This is a genomic window from Streptomyces sp. L-9-10 (genome assembly GCF_004151105.1).
Taxonomy (GTDB): domain Bacteria; phylum Actinomycetota; class Actinomycetes; order Streptomycetales; family Streptomycetaceae; genus Streptomyces.
Genome location: NZ_PHRF01000020.1, coordinates 135083 through 154411 on the forward strand (window position 1 = coordinate 135083; position 19329 = coordinate 154411).

Sequence of the window (19329 nt, forward strand, 5' to 3'; positions counted from 1 at the left end):
GGACCCTTCCGTGACACCGGGTCGAGACGTACCGCGCCGGCCGCGAGCGACATGTCGCGACACTTGTGTGGTGTCGCGAGCATCACGACAAGTCAATGTGTACGGGGGATGCATACGGAATGTCGGACGGGATGCGGGTATACGGACATGCCGCAGCGCCCGGCGACGCAGCCTTTTCCTCATAGCTGGTCAGCGGGCACCACGGCATTCAGTGCTTCACTGCGTCAAGAAATTCAGGACGCGAGGACCTCGTCGAGCAGAGCCTCGGCCTTGTCTTCATTCGTGTTCTCCGCGAGAGCCAGCTCGCTGACAAGAATCTGCCGCGCTTTGGCGAGCATGCGCTTCTCACCTGCGGAGAGTCCACGCTCACGCTCCCGGCGCCACAGGTCACGCACGACTTCGGCGACCTTGATGACGTCGCCGGAGGCGAGCTTCTCGAGATTTGCCTTGTAGCGACGGGACCAGTTCGTCGGCTCCTCTGCGTACGGTGCCCTGAGCACCTCGAAGACCCGGTCCAGCCCGTCCTGACCGACCACATCGCGCACGCCGACGAACTCCGCATTGTCCGCCGGTACACGCACCGTCAAGTCGCCCTGGGCGACCTTGAGCACCAAGTAGGTCTTGTCCACGCCTTTGATCTGGCGCGTTTCGATGGCCTCGATCAGCGCGGCCCCGTGATGGGGATAGACCACGGTGTCGCCAACCTTGAACGTCATGTGACAGGTACCCCTTCCGTGGCTATCCAGGGTAACACGAGAATGGCATCTTCTGAATGGCGTTTTCGCAGGTCAGGGCGCATCTCGGGGCTTGACAACAGCGCCAGGAACGTGCTGCGAGCGGCTTCCGGAAGGGGGTATTCGCAGGTCGGAGCGGCTGCACGGCCGCCCGGAAACATGCTCGTCACCCACCGTGAAACCCCTCCCGAAGAGGCCGAACGTCCCGATTTGCCGGATTCAGGGGGCTGATCTTCCCGTACTCCGTTCGGATGTAGGTCACTCGTACGACGGGAAGTGTGACGGAAGTACAACGGAAGTGGGAGGGATTCTGAATTTGATCACCCTGGCCTCCCACGCGGTATTCGTAAGGAATGTGGACGCCCGGAGGAATTGATCACCGGCATTATGTGAACGGCGTGCGAAACACTGAGATCGCGTAGCTGATCCCAGGTGTGATCAGAGGCGCGACAGATGTGATCGAAGGTGCGATCAGCGGTGCGATCGGAAGCGGGAGCCGGAGGCGGGAACGGCAGGGTGACCGGTGCGGCCCGCGCGGCCGGGACCGGACGGAACCCGTCGGGGGCGGGTCGGGTGCGGGGCCGCCACAACGGCTCGGTAACCTGAGGGCCGCTGACGCTTCTTTAGCCCGATCCCAGGTTGGTCAGCTCGTCCTCAGCCCCTCCGTCCGTACGTCCTAGGAGATGCCGCCGCCGTGAGCCGCAGCCTTCGACGCGGCGCCCTCGCCGCTACCGCCCTCGTGTTCTCGCTCGCCACGCTTTCCGCGTGCGGGGCCGGCAACAACGCGCAGACCCTCGGTGTCAGGCCGGACAACGCCGCCACCTCCGTCGACGTCATCACCATCCAGAACGCGACGGTGGTCACTCAGCCCGAGGCCGACGCGGAGGGCCTGGCGGTCGTCACCGGCACGGTCTTCAACAACGGCAAGAGCGCGCAGACCCTCGACTCGGTCAAGCTGCCCGGGACCAGCGCGACGGTGAAGCTCTCGCCGGCCAAGGGTTCGGGCCCGGTCACCGTGCCGGCCCACGGCTCCGTCCAGCTCGGTGGCGCGGGCAACGCCTCCGCCGTGATCGAGAACGGCCGCGAGGCCGCGAAGAACGGCGACGCGCAGCAGGTCGTCTTCACGTTCAGCAAGACCGGCGACGTGGGGCTGCGTGCCTTCGTCTGGCCGGCGGACAGCTTCTTCAAGGACGTGGGCCCGAGCTCGCTGCCGACCCCGCCGGGAAGCTCGGTCACGCCGTCGGGAACGCCCGCCGCGGGTGCCGAGGGCGAGAACGCCGCGGGCGAGAACACCGGAGGCGAGGGCACCACCGGAGGCGAGAACGGCCAGCAGGACGGCCTGACGGACACGCCGTCGGACTCCTCGTCCGCCTCGCACGACGCCGCGGGCTGAGCTACGCCACGACATGGCTGTGGCGCCCCGCCCGGGATCCGGGCAGGGCGCCACACCACAGCCACACGCCACACGCGACGCGCGTCACCTCACACATGACGCGCGTCACACGTCACGCATCACTCGCGTCACGCGCGGAACCACAGGCGCCGGGGAGAGTCGGTTTACGGCTCGAACTTGTAGCCCAGACCGCGGACCGTGACCAGATACCGCGGGGCACCCGGGTCCGGCTCGATCTTGGCGCGGAGCCGCTTGACGTGGACGTCCAGGGTCTTGGTGTCGCCGACGTAGTCCGCGCCCCACACCCGGTCGATCAGCTGCATCCGGGTCAGCACCCGGCCCGCGTTGCGGAGCAGCATCTCCAGCAGGTCGAACTCCTTCAGTGGCAGGTCGACCTTGCCGCCGGAGACCGTCACCACATGACGGTCCACGTCCATCCTGACCGGACCCGCCTCCAGGGCGGCCGGGGTCACCTCTTCCGGCTCACCGCGACGGCGCAGGACCGCGCGGATACGGGCGACCAGCTCCCGCGAGGAGAAGGGCTTGGTGACATAGTCATCAGCCCCTATTTCCAGGCCGACGACCTTGTCGATCTCGCTGTCCTTGGCGGTCACCATGATCACCGGGACATTGGACTTGCCACGCAGCTGGCGACAGACCTCGGTGCCCGGCAGGCCGGGCAGCATGAGGTCGAGCAGGACGAGATCGGCGCCGTTGCGTTCGAACTCATCGAGCCCCGCGGGCCCTGTGGTCGCGATCGCGACCTCGAAGCCTTCCTTGCGGAGCATGTAGGAAAGGGCGTCGCTGAAGGATTCCTCATCCTCGACGACGAGCACTCGGGTCACGGAAGGACCTCCGGGGCAGGAATCACGGTCGGGGTATCCAGCTCGATGCTGGGGTCAGTGTCGTAGCGCCGGTCGACTTCGTCCGGGCCGGTGGGTGTGCGGTCCCGTCCGGCGCCCGCCTCGGGCAGCCTCAGGGTGAAGGTGGAGCCCTGGCCTTCGGAGCTCCATACGGTGACTTCCCCGCCGTGCGAGGCGGCCACGTGTTTGACGATGGCGAGGCCGAGCCCCGTACCGCCGGTGGCCCGGGAGCGGGCCGGGTCCACACGGTAGAAGCGTTCGAAGATCCGCTCGCGGTCCTTCTCCGAGATACCTATGCCCTGATCGGTCACGGCTATCTCGATGAGGTCCCCGCCGGTGGCGGAGACGCGGTGCGCGGCGATACCGACGCGCGTGCGGGCCGGGGAGTAGTTGACGGCGTTCTCGACGAGATTGCCGAGAGCGGCGGCGAGCTGGCCGCGGTTACCCCATACATACAGATCGGCCGTACCGCCCGAGGCCATGGTGATCTGCTTGGTGGACGCGGGCTGCCGGGACCGGTCGATGGCCTCGGCGACCAGTTCGTCCACCCGTACGGACTCCGAGTCATCCAGCGGGTCGTCGTTCTGCACCCGAGAGAGGTCGATGAGTTCCTGTACGAGATTGGTGAGCCGGGTCGCCTCGATCTGCATACGGCCGGCGAAGCGGGTGACCGCTTCAGGGTCGTCCGAGGCGTCCATCACGGCCTCGGAGAGCAGGGAGAGCGCACCGGTGGGAGTCTTGAGCTCGTGGCTGACATTCGCCACGAAGTCACGCCGTACCGCTTCGATACGGCGGGCTTCCGTGAGGTCCTCGACCAGAAGGAGGACGAGGCGGGAGCCGAGCGGGGCGACCCGGGCGGAGACGGCCAGGGCCTCTCCCCGGCCCGTACCGCGCCGGGGGAGATCCAGCTCCACCTGCCTTATCTCGCCGTCGCGCCGGGTGTCGCGCGCCATGTGCAGCATCGGCTCGACAGCGAGTTTGCCGCCCCTGACCAGTCCCAGCGCATACGCCGCGGAGCTGGCCTTGACCACGGAGTCGCTCTCGTCGAGAACGACAGCGGAGGAACGGAGCACGGACAGTACGGTGTCGACGCCCGGAGGCAGTACGGCATCCGTGTGCAGGGAGGTACGGGTGGGTCTTGCCTGGTCGCGTTCGCTCCAGCGAAACGCCAGCATGGCGATCACGCCGGTGCACACCCCGGCGATCGCGGCCAATGCGGCGACCGCCGCGTTCACGTCCATGTATCCCAGGTTATGCGCGGTCACGGACGCTCTCCCAGCCCTCAGAGTGTCTCCTGCGACACTCGTCGCCCAGAGTTCACCGAGGGGAAAGTACCGGTTCATTTGTGAGGGAGGAGCCGGACGCGTAGCGGCCGGAACGTGGGAGCGTGGGGGCACAGCCCCCGGCCTTCGGCCCCGGGCAGGAACGTGAAGAGAGGGACAACCCCATGCGGGACGCGTACCACGAGGAACTGGACTCGATAGGCGAGGATCTGGTCGAAATGGCCCGGCTGGTCGGTTCCGCCATCGGGCGGGCCACCACGGCCATGCTGGACGCGGATCTCAAGCTCGCCGAGAGCGTGATCGCCGCCGACCAGCGGGTCGACGACCTCCAGCACGACCTGGAGGCCAGGGCCATCGCGCTGCTGGCACGGCAGCAGCCGGTCGCGACCGATCTGCGGATCGTGGTGACCTCGCTGCGGATGAGCGCCGACCTGGAGCGCTCCGGCGACCTGGCGCAGCATGTCGCCAAGCTGGCCAGGCTCCGCTTCCCGGTCTCGCCGGTGCCGCACGATCTGCACGCGACGATCCTGGAGATGGGTCAGCTGGCGCAGCGCCTGATGGCGAAGGCCGCCGAGGTGATCATCACCAAGGATGTCGAGCTGGCGCTCCAGCTGGAGCAGGACGACGACGAGATGGACCTGCTGCACCGCACGCTCTTCCAGCACCTGATGGACGACCGCTGGAAGCACGGCATCGAGACGGCGGTGGACGTGACGCTGCTGGGCCGCTACTACGAGCGGTTCGCGGACCACGCGGTCGCGGTCGCGAAGCGCGTCGTCTTCCTGGTGACGGGCGAGCACGCGGACGAGATCCAGCCGGTGGACACGCCGGTCGAAGGGGCGTAGGGACGGCCGGCGGATCCTCCCGGGCGCGGGGAGAACGTGGAAACCGCGCCGGGAAGCGCTGAGTGGCGCGCGGGACAGCGGAACGGCGCGAAGGAGCGCGCGGCAGCGCCTGCGCACATGCGCCGTTGATGCGCCCGCCCCCCTGGGCATGCAATGGGCTCAGGCGCCATCCACGCACGCCTTCGAGGAGGATCCCATGGCCGATTCCCCTACTCACGTCCCCGGGCAGGAAGCCCCCGCGGCCCCTGTCCCCGTGACCCGTCTGCCCGTTCTCGGCGCATGCGGCTGCGGCTCGGGCTGCGGCTGCGGCTGCCAGTCGGGCGGCTCATGCCAGTGCGGCGGCGGCTGCGGCTGACGCGAAGAGCCCCGTCCAGCAGTGCGTCACACTGCGGACGGGGCCCTTTCGCGCGTCAGCGCGTCGGCGCGTACGTCGGGCCTACTTCTTCTTGCCCTGGTTCTTGACGGCCTCGATCGCGGCGGCCGCCGCGTCCGCGTCCAGGTACGTGCCGCCCGGCGTGACCGGGTGGAAGTCGGCGTCCAGTTCGTAGACGAGCGGGATACCGGTCGGGATGTTCAGGCCCGCGATGTCGGCGTCCGAGACCCCGTCCAGGTGCTTGACCAGCGCGCGCAGGCTGTTGCCGTGGGCGGCGATCAGGACCGTACGGCCGGTCAGCAGGTCGGGGACGATCGCGTCGTACCAGTACGGCAGCATCCGCTCGACGACGTCCTTGAGGCACTCCGTGCGCGGACGCAGCTCGCTCGGGATCGTGGCGTAGCGCGGGTCGTCGCTCTGCGAGAACTCCGTGCCGTCCTCCAGGGCCGGCGGCGGGGTGTCGTACGAACGGCGCCACAGCATGAACTGCTCCTCGCCGAACTCGGCGAGCGTCTGGGCCTTGTCCTTGCCCTGGAGCGCACCGTAGTGGCGCTCGTTCAGCCGCCAGGAGCGCTGGACCGGGATCCAGTGGCGGTCCGCGGCCTCCAGCGCGAGCTGGGCGGTGCGGATGGCGCGCTTCTGGAGGGAGGTGTGCAGTACGTCCGGCAGCAGGCCGGCGTCCTTGAGCAGCTCACCGCCGCGGACCGCTTCCTTCTCGCCCTTGTCGGTGAGGTTGACGTCCACCCAGCCGGTGAACAGGTTCTTGGCGTTCCACTCGCTCTCGCCATGGCGGAGGAGGATCAGCTTGTACGGTGCGTCGGCCATGGGCCAAAGCCTAATGGACCCACCGGACGGGCTTCGATTGACGTCTGCCGTCAATTGAGTAGCGGTCCTGGAGCCACGGTACGTAAGTTGCCCTTGGCCAGTCGGCCACTTACCAGGCCGTCCGGCCGCTACCGCTGTTTCCGGGGGGATTCCGCATGTCCGTCGCCACGTCGGCCGCCGCGTCGGCCGCCGGTCTGAGACGCGCCGTGAGGGAGAGCGTCTCGGGGCTGCCCCGGGAGTTCTGGTGGCTGTGGACCAGCACGCTGGTCAACCGGCTGGGCGCCTTCGTCGCCACGTTCATGGCGCTCTATCTCACCCTGGACCGGGGCTACTCCGCCTCGTACGCGGGTCTGGTGGCCTCGCTGCACGGGCTCGGCGGGGTCATCTCGTCCCTGGTCGCCGGGGTGATGACCGACCGGTTCGGCCGGCGGCCCACGCTGCTGATCGCGCAGTCGTCCACGGCCGCGTCCGTCGCGCTGCTCGGCTTCATGCGGGAGCCGGTCGCGATCGCGGCCGTGGCGTTTCTGGTCGGCATGGCCTCGAACGCGTCGCGCCCCGCCGTGCAGGCGATGATGGCGGACATCGTGAAGCCCGAGGACCGGGTGCGGGCGTTCTCCTTGAACTACTGGGCGATCAACCTGGGCTTCGCGATCTCGTCGGCGGGCGCCGGGTTCGTCGCGCAGTACAGCTATCTCGCGGGGTTCCTGGGCGAGGCCACGATGACCCTCGCCTGCGCCGTGCTCGTCTTCCTGAAACTGCCGGAGTCCCGACCGGAACGGGGGCCGGCCGGGGCTCCGGCGCGCGCCACCGCGGGAAAGAGCGCCGGACCGGGAGCCGGAACGGGAGCCGGAACAGGAACGGGAACGGCGCCCGAGGCCAGGATCGGGATGGGGACGGTCCTGCGGGACGGCCGCTTCATGAGTGTCGTCTCGCTGTCCTTCGTCGTGTCGCTGATCTTCCAGCAGGGTTTCGTCGGGCTGCCGGTGGCGATGGGGGCGGACGGGTTCACCAGCGCCGACTACGGCTTCGCCATCGCGGTCAACGGCGTCCTGATCGTGGTCATGCAGATCCCGGTCACGCGCTTCATCCAGCACCGCGACCCGCGCCGCCTGCTGATCGTCTCGTCGGTGCTCGCGGGGTACGGCTTCGGTCTGACGGCGTTCGCCGGGTCGATCGCCGTCTACGCGCTGACGGTCTGTGTGTGGAGCCTGGCCGAGATAGTCAACGCCCCCACCCAGACCGGGCTGGTGGTGCGGCTCTCGCCGGTCCATGGCAGGGGGCGCTATCAGGGCGTGTACACCATGTCCTGGTCGGTGGCGGCCCTGGTCGCCCCGCTGATGTCGGGTCTGGTGATCGACCGCTTCGGAGCGGCATGGCTCTGGGGTGCGTGCGCGGTGCTGGGGACGGTGGCCGGGGCGGGGTACTGGCTGCTGATGCGGGGCCTGGATCTGGAGGAGGGGACGGAAGGGTTCCCCGCGAAGAAGCCGGCGGAAGGGGTCCTCGCGAAGACACCGGCCGGGCCGTCGGCGGCGACCCCGGCGGCGCCGGCCGAAGCCCCGGTCAAGGCCGCCGCTCCGGAGGCGGGGACCGCGTGAGGGAAGGCGGCGTCAGCGCAGCTCGCGCTGTGCCTCGTACAGATTGCGCGGCCGGATGTCCGCCGGGCTGCCGTACGCCTCCAGCCGCGTGTGCAACTCTCCCTGGAAGTCCGGCACATCGATCTGGTCGAACTCCCGCACCTCACTGATCCCGGCCGTCACGCTGTACGGAGCGATCTCGTCGATCTTGATCAGCCCGGCGCGCTCGTTGGTGACGGTGACGTTCCAGTGCGCGAACCGCGCCCCGTACAGCGGCCCCGCGATCGCGTCGCCGCCGTGCCGGCCGTCGTTGCTGACCGTGATCTCGGTCCGTACGTTGGCGAAGGGCATCCCCCGGTGCGTGTCGAACGTGCCCATCTCCATGCGCCCGCGCGACCAGACGTTGTAGCTGGACAGCCCCTCGACGTTGATGCCGTGCAGCTGCGTGCCCGCCTGCGCCGGGACCGTACGCCGCTCGATCACGAAGTCCTCGATCAGATTGTCGTGCGAGCCCTCGCGGCAGTAGTAGGGGTGGTGCGAGCCGCGGCCCGCGACCCGGGTACGGCGCAGGGTGCAGGCGGAGGCGCCGATCAGGCCGAAGCCGTTGTCGACATGGCGTACGACGACATCCTCGGCCCAGCAGTCGTACGCGCACTGGAACGCGACCCCGTTGTAGCCCTTGTCGAGGAGGTGCGGGGACTGCGGGGTCTCGACGGCCTCCAGGGTCAGCCCCTCGACTCCGGATCCGGTCAGCGGGGTGACCGAGGTGGTGAACCTCGGGTGCCACTCGGGGCGTACGTCCAGCGGAAGCGGACGTTCCAGGGTGACCTCGCGACCGCGTACGGCGGTGATGCGCACGGGCCACTCGTACGGTACGTACGACGTCAGCTTGGTCATCGCGGCCCAGTCGTACGCCTCGGCGCCGGGGCCGCCGCCCGCCATGTGCTCCAGGAGGGTGTGGTCCGCGTCATCGGCGAGCTGGAGCAGGACGAACTGTCCGCGCCTGAGCCGCGAGGCGTCCCGGACGGTCACGGACCGGTCGCCCCGCTTGCCGCGGGCGACGGCGGTGAGGGTGCGCCACTCGTCGCGCGCGTTGCCGGTCCAGCCCTCGAAGGGCCAGTCGCGCGCCTTGATGGCGGTGGTGAGCGTGTCCCAGCGCTCCTGCGGGCAGAGCCAGATGAGGCCGCCGGCCCAGGACCAGCTGGATTTGTCGCCGCCGTAACGGCTGCCATAGGGGCCGATCACCTCGGTGAGGTTGCGGGTCGCGTACAGCTTCGTACGGTCGCTGCCCGCGCCGCGCAGGACGACACCGCTGTGCGCGATCCGGATCACGTCGTCGATCCGGTAGGTGCCGGGCGGGATGGAGACCGTGCCCCCGCCACGCTCGGCGGCAGCGGCGAGGGCACGGTTGATGGCGGGGGCGTCGTCGACGGAGCCGTCACCCTTCGCGCCGTACGCGCGGACATCGGCCACGACCCGGTACCGCGGCAGGTCGCGCGCACCGGCGCCCCGGCCCGCGCGCCCCACGTACGGGATCTGCGGGTGGGTGTACGGCGACGTGGCGAACTCGCGCCAGAGCGCGGACGTCCTCGGCGGCCTGCGCTCACCGGCGGCGGCGGTTCCGGTGAGTCCTGTGGCCATCGCTCCGGCCGTGGCGGCGACGGCGATCGCGGTGCCGAGCACCGTCCGTCTGCCGACGGCACGTTGACGTCGGGGCTCCGTCGACATGGTCTCGCCTCCATGTATATGAACGATGTTCAGGTGTGCGTCTGGAGGTGAGCATGCCATGGCCGTGAGCGCCCGGGAAGATGTCGAACGCGGAGTCGTTCAGCGGAATTTCAGGCCGGACGGACAGGCGGGCCGGATCACGTCAAGTGAGCTGAAGTGAGCTCAAGTCAGGGCGGGCCGGGACAGGTCGGGGCAGGTCAGGTCAGGTCAGGCGGAAGGACCGGACGGGGCCCGGGTCAGATGGGCGAACGCGTCCAGGTTCCGGGTGGACTCCCCCCGGGACACCCGCCACGCGTACTCCTTGCGGATCGCACTCGCGAACCCCAGCTCCAGCAGGGTGTTGAAGGAACCGTCCGCCGCTTCGAGCACCGAGCCGAGCAACCGGTCGATCTCGTCCTCGGTGACGGACGCCAGCGGGAGTTTGCCCGTCAGATAGATGTCCCCGAGCCCGTCGACCGCGTAACTCACCCCGTACAGCCTGAGGTTGCGCTCCAGCAGCCAGCGGTGGACACCCTCGGCGTTCTCGTCGGGGTGCCGGATGACAAAGGCGTTGAGGGACAGCGCGTGCCGGCCGACGCGCAGGGAGCAGGTCGTGGACAGCTTGCGGGTGCCGGGGAGGGTGATGACGTACGACCCGGGCTCCGGGCTCTCCCACCCCAGCCCGGCGTCCTTCAGCGTCCGCTCGATGACCCGCGCGGCGCTCGCCGCCTGCGAGGAGTCCCGGGAGGTCTGCTGTCCGTCGGCCATGGAGCGAGCGTACGTCAGCGGGTGTCGGCGCGTGGGCCGGGCGACGACGGCGGAGGGCGACGGCGGCGGTGCGGTACCCGCGTGTGCGTACGTACCTCAGCCCGTGCGCGTACGTCAGTACGTCAGTACGTCATCAGTACGTCATCAGTACGTCAGCCGTGATGCGCGCGGGCGCGCCGCCGGTGGTCATGCACCGCGGCCGTGTAGACGTCCGCCGTCGCCGACGCCGCCGTGTCCCAGCCGAAGGACTGGGCGTGGCGCGAGGCCGCCGCGCCCATCCGGTCCACCAGCTCCGGGTGGTCGAGGAACTCGCGCAGCGCCCGCGCGTAGGCCGCCGGCTCGTGGCCCCTGACCAGGAAGCCGGTCGACCCGTCCCGTACCGCCACCGGCAGCCCGCCCACGGCCGCGGCCACCACCGGGGTGCCCGCCGCCTGGGCCTCTATGGCGACCAGGCCGAAGGACTCGCTGTACGAGGGCATGACCAGCACGGACGCGGCCCGGAACCAGTCCGCCAGCCGGGCCTGGCCCACCGGCGGCCGGAACCGTACGACATCGGCGATCCCGAGCCGCGCGGCGAGCTTCTGGAGCCCTTCCGGCTTGGCCAGACCGCTGCCGCTCGGACCGCCGACGACCGGCACGACCAGCTTGCGGCGCAGCGAGGGGTCCTGTTCCAGGAGCACGGCCACGGCGCGCAGCAGCACGTCGGGGGCCTTCAGCGGCTGGATACGGCCCGCGAAGACCGGGATGAAGGCGTCCTGTGGAAGCCCCAGCCGGGCGCGCGCGGCGGCGCGGCCGTCGGCCGGACAGAAACACTCCAGGTTCACCCCGGGGTGGACGACGGCGGCCTTGGCCGGGTCCGCGTCGTAGAAGCGGACCAGCTCCGCGGCCTCCTCGTCCGTATTGGCGATCAGCCGGTCGGCGGCGCGCACGATCTGGGTCTCGCCGATGACCCGGGCCGCGGGTTCGGGCCGGTCGCCCTCCGCGAGCGCGGCGTTCTTGACCTTCGCCATGGTGTGCATGGCGTGGACGAGCGGGACGCCCCACCGCTCGGAGGCGAGCCAGCCGACATGGCCGGAGAGCCAGTAGTGGGAGTGGACCAGGTCGTAGTAGCCGGGGCGCTGGCCGGCCCACGCCTGCATCACCCCGTGGGTGAAGGCGCAGAGCTGCGCGGGCAGCTCCTCCTTGGCCAGGCCCTCGTAGGGGCCCGCGTCCACGTGCCGGACGAGCACGCCGGGGGCCAGCTCGACCGTGGGGTCCAGGCCGCCGGTCGTGGCGCGCGTGAAGATCTCCACCTCTATGTCGACGGCCGCCAGCCGCTTCGCCAGCTCGACGATGTAGACGTTCATGCCGCCCGCGTCGCCCGTCCCCGGCTGGTGCAGCGGGGAGGTGTGGACGCTGAGCATGGCGATCCGGCGCGGTCTGCGGGGCTGGCCGGGGAGCCTGAGACGGGGTGGTCCCACGAACGTGCCTGCGATACGGGACACGTACTGGCTCACGTCTACGGTCCTCTCCCGCGGAGATCGGAGCATGGCAGAGAGGAGGGTCGGTACTCCCTCCGAAGGCGGACAACAGCGGAATCCCCTCCCGCATTTCCGTTTTGCCAAATCATTACCGGCGAACGCTCAACCGTCCGCCCTCCCCCACAGGGCCCACCCAGCCGCTCGCCCGGCCCGTGCTCCCCCCACCGGGCCCGTCCGTACCGCCGCCCGGTGTCGTTACGCTCGTTCCCATGGCGCCCGCGACCTCCCGTTCCCCCCGCCCGGTGGGCACGGTGACCCGTGGCACCACCCACCAGAACCGGCTGCGCCGCATGGACCGCTGGATCACCGCCACGCACGGCCCCGCGCTGCGCCGCTCGGCGGACCCGGTCGTGGTGGATCTGGGATACGGCGCCGCCCCCTGGACGGCGGTCGAGCTGCTGCGGCGGCTGCGTACGGCGGAGCCGCGTACCGAGGTCGTCGGTGTCGAGATCGATCCGGCCCGGGTCGCCGCCGCGCTCCCGTACGAGCGGGACGGGCTCCGGTTCCGGCACGGCGGCTTCGAGGTCCCGCTCCCCGGGGGCGTACGGCCGGTGCTCATCCGCGCGGCCAATGTGCTGCGGCAGTACGAGGAGGACGAGGTCGCCGCGGTCTGGGCGCGGCTGTGCGCCCGGCTCGCGCCCGGCGGCCTGCTGGTCGAGGGGACGTGCGACGAGATCGGCCGGCGGCATGTGTGGGTCGCGCTAGGACCGGAGGGACCGCGGACGGTCACGTTCGCCACCCGGCTCGGTTCGCTGGACCGGCCCTCCGATCTGGCCGAGCGGCTGCCGAAGGCGCTGATCCACCGCAATGTGCCGGGCGAGCCCGTCCACGCGTTCCTGCGCGATTTCGACCGGGCGTGGGCCGCGGCGGCTCCGTACGCCTCGCTGGGCGCGCGCCAGCGGTGGATCAGGGCCGTACGGGACCTGGCGGCCGACTGGCCGCTCGCGGACGATCCGCGCAGGCGGCGGCAGGGCGAGGTGACGGTGAACTGGTCGGCGCTCGCGCCCGGTTCGGGCAGCGGAGGCTGACCGGGGAACGCGGGTGGCCGCCCGTTCGTCCTCACAGGGGCGGGTGCTTCCTGTGAGATGCCGGGTCCCTCTGTCCCTTTGACCGAGGGCATGACACGATCGCGGCGTCGGATGCGATTGCTGACGATAGGTCAGTTTCGTTCGTGCCATGTGGTGGTGTTGGCCCGGAGGGGGAGCTTGGTGAACCGACGTCGCAGCGCCGCTGCCGCGATCACCGTGGTCTGCGCGCTCGCCGTACTGGCGTCGCCGGCCCTGATGAACGGGGCGTACGCGGCCCCCGGCCCGCCCCCCAACCCCACGTCGACCACGTCTGCCGTCGCCCCGCCGCCGGTCGAACTGCCGCCCGGCGCCGACTCGTCGGCCGGCCCAGGCTCCACCACCGGCTCGGGCGCGAAGTCCCTCGAAGACATCCGCAAGGAGATCGAGGCCCTCTACCAGAAGGCCGCGTCCGCCACCGACGCGTACAACCTCGCCGAGGAAGAGACCAAGAAGCAGTCGGCCGAGGTCATCGAGCTGGCGGAGGACATCGTCACCGGCCAGCTGCGGATCGACGCGCTGAAGAAGCGCGCGGGCGCCGCCGCCCGCGCGCAGTACAGGGGCGGCGGGCTGCCGCCCGAGGCACAGCTGATACTCACCGACGATCCACGGCTCTTCCTGGACGCGGTGGGACGAATACAGCAGGGCCAGAAGGCCACCCACGATCTCATCGGCGAGCTGTCCCGGGCGCAGGAAGACCTCAAGACGTACACCGCCGACGCGTCCACGCAGTGGCAGCGGCTGGAGGCCGGCCGGGTCAAGAAGGAGAAGGCGAAGAAGGAGATCACGAAGCGGATCGCCGCCGCCGAGAAGCTCGAAGCGAGCCTGGAGAAGGAGGAGCGGGCGCGGCTGGCGCGGCTGGAGAGCGACGCGGCGCTCAAGGCGCAGACGGCCTGGCTCGGCTCCGGCGCGCTGAAGGACATCAACCGCTCGTCGAGCGCGCGGGGCAAGAAGGCGATCGCCTTCGCGACGGGGGAGATCGGCAAGCCGTACGTCTGGGGCGCGGAGGGACCGGACTCGTACGACTGCTCCGGACTCACCTCCCAGGCATGGGCGGCGGCGGGGCGGCCCATCCCGCGCACCTCGCAGGAGCAGTGGCGGCTGCTGCCCAGGATCGACATCAAGGACATGCGCCCCGGCGACCTGATCATCTACCACCAGGACGCGAGTCATGTGGGGATGTACATCGGGGACGGCGCGATCGTGCACTCCCCCCGTCCTGGCCGGAATGTGACGCTGGCGGGAGCGGGCTCGATGCAGATCCTCGGGGTCGTACGCCCCGATAAATAGGCATGACCCACGCAGCCTTGTCTGATACGGACAGACCGGGACCTGTACGGACTCACACCGACTTCTTCCGACGCATACACGTGGGCGATGAGCCCGGAGCGGCCGTACGTGATGTTTGTCATGGCCTCTGGGCGCCCGATCCCGCCAGATGCGTGACGGGAAGCGGCATATGACGCTGGCTCTTCACCGATACGCCATTCCGCTGGGGCGGCGGCTAACGCTATGGTCCCCGTCTGGTGAGGCGTCGATCGTCGCCCCACCCGCGCCCTCGGGGGGAGGGAAAGGAATCCCAGACCGATGCCCGTACCCGTACCCGTTCCGCGGCAGCGCACAGGTTCACCGGTGGAGAGGCAGCCCGCCGCGGAGACCGCCAAGGGCGGCGACCTCGTCCTCCTCGTCATCGAGGACGATCCGACGGGCATCTTCACCGCCCCGGAGCCGCCGGAGGGGACCGGCACGCGCCTGCGCATCCGTACCGCCCGCAACCTCACCGAGGCCGAGCGGCTGCTCACCGACGACATCCACTGCATCCTGGTGGACCTGGCCCTGCCGGGGACGGGCGACAGCGACGAGCTGGCCCCGCTGAAGGACGTCCTGCGGCTCGCACCGCGCCACGCCGTACTCGCGCTGGCGGCGGAGGGCGACGCCGAGCGCGCCGCCGCGGCGGTACGGGTCGGCGCCCAGGACTATCTCTTCCGCGACGAGCTGGACGGCCGGCTGCTGAGCCGCGCCATCCGGTACGCCGTCGAGCGCAAGCGGGCGGACATCGCGCACCGCCAGCTGACCGAGTCCCGGCTGCGCGCGCAGGAGAACGCCCGGCTGGAGCGCGGACTGCTGCCCACTCCACTGCTCCAGGGCTCGGAGCTGAGCTTCGCGGCCCACTACCGGCCCGGCCGCTCCAGGGCCCTGCTGGGCGGGGACTTCTACGACACGGTCCGTACGCCGGACGGCACGGTGCACGCGATGATCGGCGACGTCTGCGGCCACGGCCCCGACGAGGCGGCGCTCGGCGTGGAGCTGCGGATCGCCTGGCGGGCGCTGACGCTGGCGGGGCTCTGCGGTGACCGGTTGCTCTCCACGCTCCAGCAGGTCCTGGAGCACGAACGGGAGAGCGAGGAGATCTTCGCAACGCTCTGCACGGTCGACATCACGCCCGACGGACGGCGGGCGGGCCTCTGCCTGGCGGGCCATCCGTCACCGCTGGTCACCCGCCGGGGGCGGGCGGCGCAGTTGCTCCCGTACGAGGAGGGCGGCCCGGCGCTGGGGCTGCTGCCGCGCGCACGCTGGCCGCGCCGGCAGGTCGAGCTGGGCGGATCGTGGAGCCTGATGATGTACACCGACGGCCTGATCGAGGGCCGGATCGGGCCCGGCGCGAAGCAGCGGCTCGGCCAGGAGGGCATGGTCGAGGTGATCAACCGCCAGCTGGCCGAGGGGCTGAGCGGGGACGACCTGCTGGAGGCGGCGGTCGCCCGTGCGCGCGAGCTGAACGGCGGGGAGCTGACCGACGATGTGGCGGTGCTGCTGCTGGGGCGGGACGGCGCTCAGCAACCCGCGCGCGCCGCGCGCACCTGACCCGAGAGTGGGCCGGCGCGTACCCTGACCCGCGCGGATCTGACCCGCGCGCGTACCTGCGTGCCTAGCGGCCGCCGTTGTAGGGCCCGTAGGGACCGTCACTGCTGGAGCCGCCGCCGCGGTTTCCGCCACCGGAGATCGCGTGGACGGCCGGCCGTACGTCGACCATGAAGACGATCGTGGCGACGAGCCCGGCGATCTGGAGGAACAGCATCGGTACGAAGAGGTTCACGGCGACCGTGACACCGAGAATGATCAGCCAGAACTTCTTCGTCTGCTTGTCCGCCGCGCGATAGGCGTCCTCACGAGCCGTGGCCGAGAGGAACAGCGCGATGACGGCCAGGACGAGCATGGCCAGATTGAGCAGCCAGAGAAGAGTGCCGAATCCTTCGAGCAACATGCGGAGCACCGCCTAAGGGGTGGAGGAGACGTCGCGGCCCGTACGCCAAGGTACCTGGAGAACGGGCCGGGCACCCCCGAGGTGCCCGGCCCGCTCCGTCGCGGGTGTGCTGTTCGCGGTCGCGGCTACTTCCCGGCCGGCGGCGTGGTCTTCTTCGCCGTCGTCTTGCGCGGGGTGGCCTTCTTCGCGGCGGCGGTCTTGGGCTCCGCCTTCGGCGCGGGCTTCACGGCGGGCTTGACCGCGGGCTTGACCGCGGTCTTCACAGCGCCCTTGGTCTGCGCCTTCGTCTCCGTCCTCGTCTCCGTCCTCGGAGCCGGCCGGGGGGTGGCCTTCGGCGCCGGCTCGGGCTCGACCGCGACGGCGATCTCGGTGATCTCGTCGGCGGCCTCACCACGCCAGGCGCGTACGGTCTGCTCGCCGCGCTCGGCGACCTTCTCGTACGTCTCACGCGCCTTGACCGCGTACTCCGCGGCCACACCCACGCTCCGCAGCGCCAGGTCCTGAGCGGTCTCGCCCAGCTTCTTCAGATCGGTGTCGAACGAGCCGATCACTTCGGTGACCTTGGCCTGAACGGTCGCCTGGGCCTCCTTGGCCTGGACCGTGACCTTCTCCTGGACTGCCTTGGGGTCGGAGTTCCGCACGGCCTCGAACCGCCCGGGGGCCTCGGCCCGCAGCTGCTCGATCAGACTGGGCACCTTCTTGGCCTGCTCGACGGCGATGTCGGCGGTACCGGCCGCGAAGTAGAGGGGCGTCGGGTCGGTGAGGGTCTTGCGCAGGTCATCGGTGATGGCCATGACTGTGGTCCTCCCGGATCAGTGTGGATCAGTGTGAGGGTGGGGTGGCAGCACTGCCGTCCGTCGTACCGGAGCCGCCGGAGGAGCCCCGGGGACCGCTCCCGGAACCGCCGTCGCCACCGGTGCCACCGGTGTCCGCGTCCCGTTCGGCGGTCTTCTCGGTCTCTCCGGTCCCCGCGGTCACCGCGGTTTCCGTCTCCTCCGGGCTCTCCGTGTCGAGTGCGTTCTCCTTGCGGAACGACTCGTAGATCTGCAGAAGCACCTGCTTCTGCCGCTCGTTTATCGAGGGGTCGGCGAGGATGACGGCACGCGTCTCCAGCTCCTCCCGCTCCCGCTCGTCAAGCATCCCGGCCTGCACGTACAGCGTCTCGGCGGAGATCCGCAGCGCCTTGGCCAACTGCTGAAGAATGTCCGCGCTCGGCTTGCGCAGCCCGCGCTCGATCTGGCTCAGATACGGATTGGACACCCCGGCGGCATCGGCGAGCTGCCGCAGCGACAGCTGCGCGTTGCGCCGCTGCTCGCGCAGATACTCACCGAGATTGCCGACGTTGAGTGATGCCATACGCCCCATACTGCGTCGCCCTGCTAACTATTGCAAGCGCATGCTTGCAAAAGTGACACAGAGCATGCCGCGGCTTCACGCTTCAGCTGACGGATGAGCGGTCGAGGGTGACGGCCCAAGCCGCCTCGACCATCCGGAAGATCTCGTCGAGCGCGGCCTGCGGATCAGCCGCCTCACGGGCCAGTGAATAGGCGTCGATCACGAACCTGGCGATGGTCCGGCACGCCGTCGTGGTCTGCGACAGGACGGGGTCGGCGGCGATGGCCGTTGCCAGCGCCTCAGCATGGCGCAGCCTCATCGACTCCTCGTACTCCCGCAGGGCGGGTGACGCCTCGATCATGCGCCAGATCGGGGCGGCACTGTCCGCCGTGCAGTGTCGCACCAGGGCCTCGACCTCGCGGCGCAGCGCGGGGATGAGCGGCTCGTCCGCCGCCCGGCCGGTGACCGCGCGCGCGAGGCGTAGCTCGAAGTCCTCGTCCCGCTCGAACACCAGGGCCTCTTTCGAGGCGAAGTGGGAGAAGACCGTGGTGACGGCCACGTCGGCCTCAGCGGCCACGTCACGGATGCCCACGGCATCGAAGCCGCGTTCCAGGAAGAGCCGCAGGGCGGTGTCGGCGATCTTCTGACGGGTCGCGGCCTTCTTGCGCTCACGGCGCCCGGACAGCTCGGTCATGATCTAACACTACCAGATGCAAAAACAAAACGGATATTAAATCCTAACCGTTAGTGTTACTGTCTGCCGCATGAAGAAAGTGAGCTTCGCCGAGTTCGGCGGCCCGGACGTACTGCGCCTCGTGGACGCCGAGGAGCCCCACGCGGGCCCCGGCCGGATACGCATCGCCGTGCGGGCGGTGGGCGTGAATCCCGTCGACTGGAGGATCCGCGAAGGCCAGATCCTGGGGGCGCATCCGATCGAGTTGCCGTCCGGAGTCGGGCTGGACGCCTCCGGGGTGGTGGACGAGGTCGGCGAGGGCGTCGAGGGGGTCGAGGTCGGCGACCATGTGTTCGGCGAAGGCTCAAGCACCTACGCCGAGTCCGCCGTGCTGTCGGCCTGGGCCCGTATGCCCGAGGGGCTGACGTTCGAAGAGGCGGCCGGGTACCCCTCCGTGGTGGAGACGGCGCTGCGCGTCATCCGCGAGGTCGGCGTGCGGTCCGGGCAGACGCTGCTGGTCAGCGGGGCGTCCGGGGGAGTCGGATCGGCGGTTCTGCAGATCGCCCACGACCGCGGCATCACGGTGATCGGCACAGCTGGGGCCGCGAACCAGGGCTATCTGCGCGGCCTGGGCGCCCTCGCCACGACATACGGCGAGGGCTGGGTCGAGCGAGTGCGGCGGCTCGGCCATGTCGACGCTGCTCTCGACCTGGCCGGCTCGGGTGTGATCCGCGAGCTCGTCGAGCTGACCGGGGATCCGCGGAAGGTGATCTCCATCGCCGATCTCGGTGCGCCGGCACTCGGTGTCCGGTTCTCCGGCGTGGCCGGGAGCGTACCGGAAGCGCTCGCCGAGGCCGTCGACCTCATCTCCCGGGGAAAGCTCCGGATCCCGGTCGAGAAGTCGTACCCGCTGGCCGAGGCCGCGGCGGCGCACATCGACAGCCGGGCCGGCCACACGCGAGGGCGCCGGGTCCTGATCATCTGACGGACGGCGCTCCCTTTGAAGACACGCCCTAGCTGTATTGATCACGAGCGTTGTTGACAGTGCCGGGTCTTGATCATGGCGAAGACCTCCGGTGTGGTGGAGGTGTCTAAGCTGCACCGCACACG

At 70.1% G+C, this 19329-nt stretch carries 18 protein-coding genes; 7 read left to right on the forward strand and 11 right to left on the reverse strand.

The genetic code is table 11. The annotated features are described in order from the left end of the window. Nucleotides 1-233: 233 nt before the first annotated feature. Nucleotides 234-716 (reverse strand): CarD family transcriptional regulator, encoded by a 483-nt coding sequence (locus CU044_RS04610; RefSeq protein ID WP_003953493.1) that lies wholly within the window; start codon nucleotides 714-716, stop codon nucleotides 234-236. Between the two features lie 712 nt (nucleotides 717-1428). On the opposite strand from CU044_RS04610, the gene CU044_RS04620 reads away from it, so the two are divergent. Then, nucleotides 1429-2127, forward strand: a complete 699-nt coding sequence (locus CU044_RS04620; protein ID WP_129767142.1) for a DUF461 domain-containing protein — start codon at nucleotides 1429-1431, stop codon at nucleotides 2125-2127. A 164-nt stretch (nucleotides 2128-2291) separates the two neighbouring features. Here the strand turns inward: CU044_RS04620 and CU044_RS04625 are convergent, their stop codons facing one another. Both CU044_RS04625 and CU044_RS04630 read right to left on the reverse strand, forming a co-directional pair. After that, on the reverse strand, nucleotides 2292-2972 hold the full coding sequence (locus CU044_RS04625) for a response regulator transcription factor (RefSeq protein ID WP_030353388.1): 681 nt from the start codon (nucleotides 2970-2972) through the stop codon (nucleotides 2292-2294). Continuing rightward, nucleotides 2969-4231: an ATP-binding protein gene (locus CU044_RS04630; RefSeq protein WP_129767143.1), complete on the reverse strand. Its 1263-nt coding sequence runs from the start codon at nucleotides 4229-4231 to the stop codon at nucleotides 2969-2971. Before CU044_RS04630 ends, CU044_RS04625 begins: the two co-directional genes overlap by 4 nt. Nucleotides 4232-4437: 206 nt before the next feature. On the opposite strand from CU044_RS04630, the gene phoU reads away from it, so the two are divergent. Further along, nucleotides 4438-5118 carry a phosphate signaling complex protein PhoU gene (phoU, locus tag CU044_RS04635; RefSeq protein ID WP_030353390.1) on the forward strand — a complete coding sequence of 227 codons (681 nt, stop codon included), beginning with the start codon at nucleotides 4438-4440 and terminating at the stop codon, nucleotides 5116-5118. A gap of 436 nt (nucleotides 5119-5554) precedes the next feature. Here phoU and CU044_RS04640 read toward each other — a convergent pair whose 3' ends face one another. Continuing rightward, a complete protein-coding gene (locus CU044_RS04640) occupies nucleotides 5555-6316 on the reverse strand; it encodes a phosphoglyceromutase (protein ID WP_030353391.1) in 762 nt (253 codons plus the stop codon). Nucleotides 6317-6471: 155 nt separating this feature from the next. Between CU044_RS04640 and CU044_RS04645 the strand changes: the two genes are divergently transcribed. Next, complete coding sequence (locus CU044_RS04645) at nucleotides 6472-7911, forward strand: MFS transporter (protein ID WP_129767144.1); 1440 nt, start codon at nucleotides 6472-6474, stop codon at nucleotides 7909-7911. Nucleotides 7912-7923: 12 nt separating this feature from the next. Here the strand turns inward: CU044_RS04645 and CU044_RS04650 are convergent, their stop codons facing one another. From CU044_RS04650 to mshA, 3 genes are all read right to left on the reverse strand, one after another. Next, complete coding sequence (locus CU044_RS04650; protein WP_129767145.1) at nucleotides 7924-9618, reverse strand: glycosyl hydrolase family 28-related protein; 1695 nt, start codon at nucleotides 9616-9618, stop codon at nucleotides 7924-7926. A 207-nt stretch (nucleotides 9619-9825) separates the two neighbouring features. Beyond that, a complete protein-coding gene (locus tag CU044_RS04655) occupies nucleotides 9826-10365 on the reverse strand; it encodes a YbjN domain-containing protein (protein WP_129767146.1) in 540 nt (179 codons plus the stop codon). Nucleotides 10366-10517: 152 nt separating this feature from the next. Then, nucleotides 10518-11861, reverse strand: coding sequence for a D-inositol-3-phosphate glycosyltransferase (mshA, locus tag CU044_RS04660; protein WP_165371774.1), 1344 nt, complete (start codon nucleotides 11859-11861; stop codon nucleotides 10518-10520). 233 nt (nucleotides 11862-12094) lie between these two features. Between mshA and CU044_RS04665 the strand changes: the two genes are divergently transcribed. The 3 genes from CU044_RS04665 (at nucleotide 12095) to CU044_RS04675 (ending at nucleotide 15811) form a co-directional block, all read left to right on the forward strand. Then, nucleotides 12095-12913, forward strand: coding sequence for a class I SAM-dependent methyltransferase (locus CU044_RS04665; protein WP_129767148.1), 819 nt, complete (start codon nucleotides 12095-12097; stop codon nucleotides 12911-12913). Between the two features lie 180 nt (nucleotides 12914-13093). Next, entirely contained in the window at nucleotides 13094-14239 is a 1146-nt protein-coding gene (locus tag CU044_RS04670) for a C40 family peptidase (RefSeq protein ID WP_193563875.1), read from the forward strand. A 297-nt stretch (nucleotides 14240-14536) separates the two neighbouring features. Further along, entirely contained in the window at nucleotides 14537-15811 is a 1275-nt protein-coding gene (locus CU044_RS04675) for a PP2C family protein-serine/threonine phosphatase (RefSeq protein WP_129767150.1), read from the forward strand. A gap of 64 nt (nucleotides 15812-15875) precedes the next feature. On the opposite strand, the gene CU044_RS04680 is transcribed toward CU044_RS04675, so the two are convergent. The 4 genes from CU044_RS04680 to CU044_RS04695 form a co-directional block, all read right to left on the reverse strand. Then, nucleotides 15876-16211, reverse strand: a complete 336-nt coding sequence (locus tag CU044_RS04680) for a DUF2516 family protein (RefSeq protein ID WP_129767151.1) — start codon at nucleotides 16209-16211, stop codon at nucleotides 15876-15878. Between the two features lie 125 nt (nucleotides 16212-16336). Beyond that, a complete protein-coding gene (locus CU044_RS04685; protein ID WP_129767152.1) occupies nucleotides 16337-17005 on the reverse strand; it encodes a hypothetical protein in 669 nt (222 codons plus the stop codon). Between the two features lie 28 nt (nucleotides 17006-17033). Next, nucleotides 17034-17567 (reverse strand): helix-turn-helix transcriptional regulator, encoded by a 534-nt coding sequence (locus CU044_RS04690; RefSeq protein ID WP_129767153.1) that lies wholly within the window; start codon nucleotides 17565-17567, stop codon nucleotides 17034-17036. An 82-nt stretch (nucleotides 17568-17649) separates the two neighbouring features. Beyond that, a complete protein-coding gene (locus tag CU044_RS04695) occupies nucleotides 17650-18240 on the reverse strand; it encodes a TetR/AcrR family transcriptional regulator (protein ID WP_129767154.1) in 591 nt (196 codons plus the stop codon). Nucleotides 18241-18310: 70 nt separating this feature from the next. Between CU044_RS04695 and CU044_RS04700 the strand changes: the two genes are divergently transcribed. Then, nucleotides 18311-19204, forward strand: a complete 894-nt coding sequence (locus tag CU044_RS04700) for an NADP-dependent oxidoreductase (RefSeq protein WP_129767155.1) — start codon at nucleotides 18311-18313, stop codon at nucleotides 19202-19204. Nucleotides 19205-19329 lie beyond the last annotated feature (125 nt).

Coding starts and splice junctions, on each gene's coding strand:
- CU044_RS04610 (WP_003953493.1), bottom strand. CDS start 716: ATGACGTTCAAGGTTGGCGACACCGTGGTCTATCCCCATCACGGGGCC.
- CU044_RS04630 (WP_129767143.1), bottom strand. CDS start 4,231: ATGGACGTGAACGCGGCGGTCGCCGCATTGGCCGCGATCGCCGGGGTG.
- phoU (WP_030353390.1), top strand. CDS start 4,438: ATGCGGGACGCGTACCACGAGGAACTGGACTCGATAGGCGAGGATCTG.
- CU044_RS04640 (WP_030353391.1), bottom strand. CDS start 6,316: ATGGCCGACGCACCGTACAAGCTGATCCTCCTCCGCCATGGCGAGAGC.
- CU044_RS04645 (WP_129767144.1), top strand. CDS start 6,472: ATGTCCGTCGCCACGTCGGCCGCCGCGTCGGCCGCCGGTCTGAGACGC.
- CU044_RS04650 (WP_129767145.1), bottom strand. CDS start 9,618: ATGTCGACGGAGCCCCGACGTCAACGTGCCGTCGGCAGACGGACGGTG.
- CU044_RS04655 (WP_129767146.1), bottom strand. CDS start 10,365: ATGGCCGACGGACAGCAGACCTCCCGGGACTCCTCGCAGGCGGCGAGC.
- CU044_RS04665 (WP_129767148.1), top strand. CDS start 12,095: ATGGCGCCCGCGACCTCCCGTTCCCCCCGCCCGGTGGGCACGGTGACC.
- CU044_RS04675 (WP_129767150.1), top strand. CDS start 14,537: ATGCCCGTACCCGTACCCGTTCCGCGGCAGCGCACAGGTTCACCGGTG.
- CU044_RS04680 (WP_129767151.1), bottom strand. CDS start 16,211: ATGTTGCTCGAAGGATTCGGCACTCTTCTCTGGCTGCTCAATCTGGCC.
- CU044_RS04685 (WP_129767152.1), bottom strand. CDS start 17,005: ATGGCCATCACCGATGACCTGCGCAAGACCCTCACCGACCCGACGCCC.
- CU044_RS04690 (WP_129767153.1), bottom strand. CDS start 17,567: ATGGCATCACTCAACGTCGGCAATCTCGGTGAGTATCTGCGCGAGCAG.
- CU044_RS04695 (WP_129767154.1), bottom strand. CDS start 18,240: ATGACCGAGCTGTCCGGGCGCCGTGAGCGCAAGAAGGCCGCGACCCGT.
- CU044_RS04700 (WP_129767155.1), top strand. CDS start 18,311: ATGAAGAAAGTGAGCTTCGCCGAGTTCGGCGGCCCGGACGTACTGCGC.